General features: G+C 61.4%; 6 protein-coding genes and 1 pseudogene. 5 read left to right on the plus strand and 2 right to left on the minus strand.

Going from position 1 to position 8,185, the window contains the following annotated elements:
• Positions 1–461: 461 nt before the first annotated feature.
• Positions 462–3,758 carry an NERD domain-containing protein gene (locus tag IEW34_RS30015; protein WP_188612932.1) on the plus strand — a complete coding sequence of 1,099 codons (3,297 nt, stop codon included), beginning with the start codon at positions 462–464 and terminating at the stop codon, positions 3,756–3,758.
• 220 nt (positions 3,759–3,978) lie between these two features.
• Here IEW34_RS30015 and IEW34_RS30020 read toward each other — a convergent pair.
• Positions 3,979–4,601: pseudogene (locus IEW34_RS30020) on the minus strand (tyrosine-type recombinase/integrase).
• A 138-nt stretch (positions 4,602–4,739) separates the two neighbouring features.
• Between IEW34_RS30020 and IEW34_RS30025 the strand changes: the two are divergent.
• The 4 genes from IEW34_RS30025 (at position 4,740) to IEW34_RS31005 (ending at position 7,172) form a co-directional block, all read left to right on the plus strand.
• Positions 4,740–4,982: a hypothetical protein gene (locus tag IEW34_RS30025; protein WP_188612933.1), complete on the plus strand. Its 243-nt coding sequence runs from the start codon at positions 4,740–4,742 to the stop codon at positions 4,980–4,982.
• Entirely contained in the window at positions 4,979–6,010 is a 1,032-nt protein-coding gene (locus IEW34_RS30030) for a hypothetical protein (protein ID WP_188612934.1), read from the plus strand. The genes IEW34_RS30025 and IEW34_RS30030 overlap by 4 nt, the downstream gene beginning before the upstream one ends.
• A gap of 230 nt (positions 6,011–6,240) precedes the next feature.
• Positions 6,241–7,041 carry a hypothetical protein gene (locus IEW34_RS30035; protein ID WP_188612935.1) on the plus strand — a complete coding sequence of 267 codons (801 nt, stop codon included), beginning with the start codon at positions 6,241–6,243 and terminating at the stop codon, positions 7,039–7,041.
• On the plus strand, positions 7,038–7,172 hold the full coding sequence (locus IEW34_RS31005; RefSeq protein ID WP_280516356.1) for a hypothetical protein: 135 nt from the start codon (positions 7,038–7,040) through the stop codon (positions 7,170–7,172). Before IEW34_RS30035 ends, IEW34_RS31005 begins: the two co-directional genes overlap by 4 nt.
• A 50-nt stretch (positions 7,173–7,222) precedes the next feature.
• Here IEW34_RS31005 and IEW34_RS30040 read toward each other — a convergent pair.
• Positions 7,223–7,989, minus strand: a protein-coding gene (locus IEW34_RS30040) for an IS5 family transposase (protein ID WP_188612936.1) whose coding sequence is annotated in 2 segments (ribosomal slippage) — positions 7,223–7,677 and positions 7,677–7,989 — 768 coding nt in all. Because the reading frame shifts where the segments join, the coding sequence is not laid out codon by codon here.
• Between the last annotated feature and the right edge of the window lie 196 nt (positions 7,990–8,185).

Here is an 8,185-nt window from a genome sequence, read left to right on the forward strand (position 1 = left end):
AGAACCTCAGGAAGCTCGCCAAACTCCTACCGAACGGGCCGCAGATCAGGCCCGCATGAGAGGGCCAGCCTCGATCGACCAAATCCGCCACGCGGCGGCTGCGCGCTCAAATGACCGACTTTTTCAACGACATCCGCCAGAAGCAGACGTTCGCAGCGGTGATCACGAATGACCGGTTCGGGGCCTACACAACGGACAGGCGGGTAATAAGCCAGGGAGATGCGTTAGCCGCCGGCGTTGGATGTTTGACCGGATCAGGAAGGAGATTGACCAGTTGGAAGAGATCATGGCCGAACCCGTCGAGGAAATGCACGGGTGGCACCAGCACCTCGAAGACTCGGGGCGGCGCTCTCGGCGCTGCTGCCGCGTCGCCGTGGATAGCCGATAGCGTTCGGTCGGTGCGGTCATGATGACCTGCATTGAGGAGTGCTTTTCAGCAGTGAAGCTGTAGAATCCACATCATGAACCAGACACGACAACTGACGATCTTCTGCGGGGAGCCGCTGGATCATGACTCGGAACGTGTCTTCCTGCGCGCCCTCGTCGACCATCTGGCGCGAGGCGCGACTCCGGCCGTGGTCCTGTGCAATTTTCAGCTCAAAGGTCGACAGATCGACTTCGTCGTGGCGACGGAGAATGCCGTCGCACTTGTCGAAGCAAAAGCCACCACGCTCCCGGTTCGCGGCGAGATCAATGGCGCGTGGGAGCGGCTGTCGCCGTCCGGGGAGTGGACGCCGTTCCGCAACCCCTATCAGCAGGCGCTCGGCGCCAAGAACCGTCTGCGTGATGCCATGGCTCAGGCAGCGCCCATCGGCGATTTCTACCCGGACGGGTTCGTCGCGATGACCGGCGACCTCCCTGAGGGGTCAACCATCACTGCGGGCGACTTCAAGGTTCGGATCGGGTCTACTGCCGAGGTCCTGGCTGCGTTGGAAGCGACGGGAGGCAGTCCGTGGTCACTGGTGGCCTGGCAGGGCTTTGCGCGGTCCTTGAAGTTGACCGCAACTTCCCTGGACGCCGCGCTGGCAGCCGAAGGCTCCTGGGCGTTTAGCGAGTGGGCCGAACGCTATCGGCGGGCGTTTGCTGCAGAATACCAGCCCGATGCCGATCTATGGATCCCGGAAAATGACGAGCAGGCAGGGGCTCTAATCGCTTCCATCAATGAGCAGGCTGGCAGCTTCTTGTGGGGACCATCCGGGTGCGGCAAGAGCCTCATGGCAAAATGGCTGGGACTTCAGCTCACAGCGACCGGCACCATATGCCTCTTCGTTTCGGCGAAGCTGTTTTCGGGCTCGTGGGCGGAGGCGGTTCAGCGCGAGATTTCGCTGCTCGTTGACTCCTACGATCCGCGCTTCCTGCGCCGGGCCATGCAATTGGGGATACCGGTCGTCCTGATCTTCGACGGCTTGAACGAGCTGTCGGCCGAGAATGCGCGCCAAGCACTGCGAGGACTCAAGGCTCTAGCACGGCGGTATGAGGCGCGGGTTGTCGTTACGAGCCAGGAGCCCCGTCCAGAAGGTCTGACCGGCCTGAGCAGCGTCAGCGTCGGGAAACCGTCGGAGACATTGAAGGCACGCATCGCCGAACGGGGACATGGCGCCTTGACCTCGGCGGCAAAAGAAGTGCTGCGCGGCGTGCGGAGCGGGTTTGAGGCGCGCATCGTGGGCGAAATCGGTAACGAGCTGCGGTCAAACGTTACGCGCCTTGAACTTCTCGACCAATTCATCCGCACGCGACTGGGACCACATGCGCGTTCGGGTTCGCTGGGCCTCCGACGGCTCGCGGCGCGCCTCACCGACCAAATGGCCTATTCCCTATCGGAGACAGCCTTCGATGAGTTCATGCTGGCACAGCGCCTGACCTTCGACGATTGCGAGGCAATTCTGCGTGCCGGCGTTTTGGAAACTCGAGGCGGCAGGGTGTCCTTCAGTCACGAAATCTTTCGAAGCACGTGCGCCGCCCAAGAACTGGTCAGATTGGCGCAGACCGATCCCGCGAAACTTGGCGTCCAGCTTGGCACGCCGCTCTTTCGTCCGCTGGCCCGCGACATCATCGCCGCTCTCGAGACGGAGCCGGCCTGCCGTGCGGTGCTGGAGGAAATCACGGACGCAGACATCATTGCCGATGCAGCGGACGGTGAACTCGGTCCGGTGGCGACAGCGACAGCCTCGGCTATTCTCGAATCCAGTCACGCCAGTCTTCTCGGCGAGATCGCGCAGTCCAAGCTGGTCTTGACCGATGGTGATGCCTTCAGGCGCCTAGAATGGGAGGGGCACATCGAGCCTGCGGCGACGAGTCGAGCCCGCTTTCAGGCCTTGGGCGTTCGCGCGGCCAAGGGCACGGGCATCGAGGATTACCTGGTTTTGTGCCGGGCAATGGATGAAAAACTGGCCGAGGAGCGGTCGCGGCTTGCCGAGGCGGCTCGTGAAGGCAATGTCGCCTTGCGCAGTGAAGCTTTCGCATTGGCCTATTATGGCTTCGGACCGCGCCACAACTTCAGGCTCGCCGCGAGGCAGGCTGACGCAACGAGGTTCACCCATATCATCGGCAATCGCCCGGCGGGGATCGCCATGCGGTCCCTTGTCGGCTTGACCTCCGGCGAGCTCCTGTTCGTTCTTAAGCAACGCCATGAGCTGTTTGGCAATGAGGACATCACGCGATTCACGCATGAGCTTACCGAGATATTGCGCACGCGGTGGAGATATGAGCCGTACCATGTTCGGCTGGAGCTGCTCCACATTGTCGGGTTCGTCCGCGATGCTGAGGAGACGGCGAAAGCGGGCCTCATCGAGGCGATCAACGCCCTCGAGATTCATGCCTCGAACTGGGCGTTGAATTCGAGCGTGATCGATGCGCTCAAGATACTGGGGGCGCTCGACGGCGAGGGCGAAGGGCAGCGCGCTGCCATCCATGACGAGGTCGCGGCTGTGATTGGGGAAGCGGACAGCGACGATATCCGCGAGCAAGCTCTCAGCGTCTACACGCGGATGTTCGATCACCCGTTTGATTGGATCTATGCCGAGGAAGTCTACGCGTTGCCGGAAGAGGCCCAGCGTCTGCTCTATCGCCGCGCCTTTCAAGCTGATGGGATCGGCGATTCCCTAAGCGTGAGGTACTTGGCGCAAAGGATAGCAGAATACGAAGAGCCATCAGACGCTCCATTGTTCTCGAACCTGACGCGACTTCCGTCCCAGACGAACCCGATGAGCCAGGATGAGATGGCTGCCTTCGTCCTGGCGGTTCGCTTCCTCGCACGGCACGCTGCGCCGCTCCCGATTATGGAGACCGAGAACGATGCACAACAATGCATGGTTCACATCAGAACACTGGTCTATGCGGCCGAGTCCGGCCGCAAGGCCGACAGGGAACAGGCTCGCGCGGCGTGGGAGCAATTGCACGCACTCCGTCCGCAACGCGTCATCGGCTGCCTTGCAGAGATCAATGAGCCGCTGGCGGCAAGTCACGCGGCGGAGCGACCGCCCAACTATCCCGCCCTCAACCTGGTCGATGTGTTTCCGGCCGACCTGCTCGCGGTCAGCCGGAAGTTGGTTGATGAGGGCGTGCCACCGACATCGTATCATCGGGTGGGCTTTCTTGATCGGGATCTGCATTTCGCCTTTGGCGTGATTGCAAAGCACGGCGACCGCAGCGATCTCGGTAGGTTGCGGCGTGTAACTGCCGATCACCCGTTTTCGCAAAAGGCCTTAGAGGTCATCCGTGAGATCGACACAAGTGAAGAAAGTGGTCGGCAGCAGTGAGAATGGCAGCTATCAGGAAATCGCGAACGCAGACTTAACGACCGATTTGGGGTGCGGTGTGGCCGAGGTGCGGCGGCCACTTTCCCAGCTCCACCGCCGCAGAAGCGGACAGCTGGAAGCCACCCCCATGACCGACAGGCAAGCAACGTATCCCGCACGTCGAAGCGGCCATCCGGGCTGCCTCGGATGGCCGCTCAACGTCAGATCTCGGTTCGTTCGGCTAATATAAGACCAGCGCGTCCTCCACGTCCACACCGAGATACCGCACCGTGTTCTCGATCTTGGAGTGGCCGAGCAGGATCTGGATAGCGCGGAGATTGCCAGTCGCCTTGTAGATCATTGATGCCTTATATTAGTTCGCCGAAGCGAGTGAGTACCATACTCCTCGGGATGCAGGCCAATTGCCGTCACCCATTCGTCAACCAGGCGGGCGTACTGCCTCGTGCTCATGTGATGCGTGTGATCAATCCGGCTCGGAAACGCGTAGTCGTCGATCGTGCCGCAACGCCTCTCCAACCAAGCCAGAAGGCTGGCCCTAACGTCACTGGTGATCTCGAACTGCACAGGGCGCCCCGTCTTCTGCTGAACAACGATAGCACGGGTCCTGATCTCCGGTCCCGCAACCAGATCGCGAATCCTGATCTTCACCAAGTCGCAGCCGCGAAGCTTGCTGTCGATTGCCAGATCGAAAAGGGCGCGGTCTCGAACGCGTCTCTCGCGATCGAGGAAGAACCGAACAGCCCAGATTTGCTTCTGTGTCAGCGGACGCTTGGTCCCTACCTTCTTTCCAGCGTTCCAAGCTGCGCGCTCGCGGCTCGCATCATCGAATTGAGAATGGCCCATGTGAGTTCTCCTCGGCCTTGATTGGCCGAAAGAGAAACGTGCGGGGCACTACCCCTCGGGGGGCCGTGAGCAGACGGGCAACTTCTAAATAATCTGATCTCAAAGCTGATATCGCTGTGCGGCTGACGGGAGAGTTCAATGCCCGTTGCGGCCAATCAGCATTCGGGGTACACGCCGTTTCTGCTGACCATTCGCGACCGCGACCAATTGCTCGGCTTTACCGAGGGCCGCTTATTCTTGATGGTGCTGATCGTGCCCGAATCAATCTGCCAAGCAATGGCAGACGACGAATGGATGGTCCGGTTTCGGCATCACCCGGCTTATCCCCTCCAGTGCGTGCGTCGCTCCACTCGTTTGCTCAAAGACCTCGGTATCGCATGAGCACTGCACGCGCGCGCGCCAAATCACTGATCTTGGTATGGTTCGATAAGGGCAGACCGACGGCGTGGCAGCGAAGGCGATTTGCCGCCGATGTCGATCGCTTCTTTGATACGCTTGCGACACGAGCAAACTGGTGCGAATGCCTCTCGACCCTTATCGACGACAGGGGCGCGGCGGATTTCTCGATGAGCGGACGCGACTGGCGTGCCCGGCCCAGCGGCAAGGGTCTCGTCGTCAGCTCGATCGTGCCTGGCTGGAATTTCGGCTGGCAGGGAATCCTCAAGGATGACGTCGCCTGCGACATCCTCTCGTGGCTCGGTCATTACGCTCGTCAATATATTCACCGGTCCAATATCGCGAAGGCGCTGATGGCTGTTTGGGAGCGTAACGGTCTCGTCCTGCATCCGTTCGGCATCGGCGTTACAGTTCAATGCTACAACGACTTCCGGCCGAAGCCGTCGACCCGTGAAATCTTCGCGACGGCCGAACGCAGCTATACTGAACAATGGGGCCTGTTCTGCGAGGGTCATCGGGTTTATCGTTCCAAATGGGCGTCGCGAAACACCCTCGACCCCGCGCTCCATCAAGGCGTTTTCCATTTTCTCCGCGCCCAGAGCCTCGTGTCCGCCGGATTCGAACTTGAGGCGCTGGCTGCCTACGACTGCGTGCTGCAGTCGCTTCAATATTTCGACTGGAGTTGGGCGCCAGGAAATCCCAAGCGCGATCGGCGGGACCTTGTACGGGCGCTCGGGCTGGGCGAACGCGCCGGAGACCGGGCCGAACACATATACTTCCTCCGCAATGAATTCATTGCCCATGCCGGTGGCTGGAGATGGTGGGATGCCGGCGAGTATCTGGAGCCCGATTTGACCACGGATGCGGGCCGGTTGGCATCCAGGGCTCTGCGCAAGGCGGCGGACATTGAGCCACGGCATCGCCGCATCGATCCTGCCCCGGCGGACTGGGCGCTTTGGTTGGAGGACAGTTTTTCCCATGTTTGGTCGGCGATATGGTTCCGCGGCTCTTAGAATGAACGGCAGGTCTCGGCCAATCCGCAACCGGGCTCAGAATGCGGAAGTGGGGCGCACCGCTTGCTCGGCGTCACGGGGGCCGGAGGCGGACTGGCCGCTACTGGCTTTCAGCTGTGAGAACGGACATTCGTTCTGCTACGCGTGCGCACTACCTGGGATGTCGATGAACTTATTAACGTCGAGCAGTGCACCTCGACGGCGCGCCCGTCATCGCGGATAGCAGCACCATGTCCCGCCTCGTCTACCTCGACCAAAACGCCTGGGAGACGCTCGCCAAGGGCTCGTGGGACAAGGAGCGCTATCCGCAGGAGCACGCCGTACTGACCAAGGTCATCAGCATGTTGCGATCGGGCTCGGTCAGCGTTCCGCTCAGCTTCGCCAACATCTACGAGACCTTGAAGGTCAACGTGCCGCACCGGCGCGCCAATTTGGCCCGTACGCAATCGCTGATCAGCGGGGGCATCGTTTTCCGCGGAAGGCGCCAGATTCTCGCCGAGACCCTGGCCGCCTACATCGCGGACAGGTTCGCGATCAGCCGGTCCGCTCCGCCGAGGCGGTGGTTCTTGTCCGACTTGTGGTTCGAGGCGGCGGGCGACTACTCGCCGGACAGCTACGAGCTCGCGATGTCGGAGCGTTTGGTTGCATCCATCCGCCAGGATCCTGGCCGTGCACTGTTCGACTACTTGGCGTTCCACGACGAAGACGTGCGGCTCCAGGCAGTGCGGCGGTACAGCGCCGGTTCGGCGGACCTCATCTCGCGCATTGAGACCCGGCGGGCGCTGGTCGCCGGCGAGACCCTCGCGCTGAGGAAACGCGCATACGGCGCCAGGCTCGTCATCGACGAACTCGACTTCATTTTCGCCATCGCGCGCGGCCTGGGCCTCGACTGGTCCACCGCCGCAGACATCGGATCATCTCTGGTACGCGGCATCGTGGCTGACATACCGGTCCTCAGCGTGGAGAGGGAGCTGGTCGTCCGACTTGAAGACCAAGGCCGGGCCATTCGGAGAACGACCTGCGTGACATGACCGCGTTCATCACCGTGCTCCCGCTTGCCGACGTAATGGTCGCCGAGAAGCAGTTCGTTAATCTCGCGCGGCAGGCTCACCTCGACGCGCGCCACGAGACGACGCTGCTGACTTCGATCCACGACCTCTAAGCCCAGCCGCCACAACACGAAAGGCTGCCCCGCCATAGCAGATTCGTATATTAGGTTGTAGACTCATAAACGCGGAGCCACAGCCGTATTGAGGCGAGCTGGACCATAGCGAGGAAGTTGGCGGCAAGCTTATCGTAACGTGTGGCGATGCGGCGGAAGTGCTTCAGCTTGGAGAAGAAGCGCTCGATGAGGTTCCGCTCGCGATAGAGCCGCTTGCTGAAGCACGGCTTCCATTTGCGGTTGCTCTTAGGCGGGATGTTTGGCGTCGCGCCTTGGTACTGGATCAGCTCGCGGATGCGATCGGCATCATAGGCCTTGTCGGCCAGCACGATGGTGCGCGGGCCAAGGTGGTTGAGCAGCGTATCGGCGATCTGCCCGTCGTGCGTCTGTCCGGCGGTCAGGCCGAGCCAGATCGGGAGCCCTTGCGCATCGACGACGACGTGGATCTTGGTCGTGAGCCCGCCGCGTGATCGACCGAGACAATGATCTGCATCCCCCTTTTTGCCGTCGCGGCCTGCTGGTGGGCGCGAACGGAGGTACTGTCGATCATCTGGATTTCGCCGTTGTGTGCCGCGCTGATGGCATCCATCAGGCGGTTCCAAACGCCCGCCTGCCGCCATCGATTGAAGCGATTGTAGCAGGTGGTGCGCGGGCCATAGCGCTCCGGCAGATCGCGCCATGGGGCACCGGATCGCAGCACCCAGAAGATGCCGTTTAGCGTCCGACGATCGTCGACGCGCGGAATGCCTCGCGGCTTGTTGGGCAGGAGCGGCTCGATCATGCGCCACTCGAAGTCGGTCAGATCATATCGGCTCATGTCGATGCTGAATCAGAACGTGGTGCAGAATGGAAGCCGTCAACCTTTCTGTCCGAGCGAGCATGACCGGCCGCAGCCGCCTGTATATACTCGCTGACGTGACCCCCGTTTTTCATCCAGCGGAAGCGAGAGTCCTTTCGTGATCTGAGCCTTCGTCGATGGCGAGTGCAAGAGGCCGAAGCGCTGAGCTGTCAGG

It is taken from the genome of Chelatococcus reniformis, from assembly GCF_014640075.1.
Lineage (GTDB): Bacteria > Pseudomonadota > Alphaproteobacteria > Rhizobiales > Beijerinckiaceae > Camelimonas > Camelimonas reniformis.

What these genes read in the sequence shown, in the direction of transcription:
- IEW34_RS30015 (WP_188612932.1), top strand. Translation starts at nt 462, where the DNA reads ATGAACCAGACACGACAACTGACGATCTTCTGCGGGGAGCCGCTGGAT.
- IEW34_RS30025 (WP_188612933.1), top strand. Translation starts at nt 4,740, where the DNA reads ATGCCCGTTGCGGCCAATCAGCATTCGGGGTACACGCCGTTTCTGCTG.
- IEW34_RS30030 (WP_188612934.1), top strand. Translation starts at nt 4,979, where the DNA reads ATGAGCACTGCACGCGCGCGCGCCAAATCACTGATCTTGGTATGGTTC.
- IEW34_RS30035 (WP_188612935.1), top strand. Translation starts at nt 6,241, where the DNA reads ATGTCCCGCCTCGTCTACCTCGACCAAAACGCCTGGGAGACGCTCGCC.
- IEW34_RS31005 (WP_280516356.1), top strand. Translation starts at nt 7,038, where the DNA reads ATGACCGCGTTCATCACCGTGCTCCCGCTTGCCGACGTAATGGTCGCC.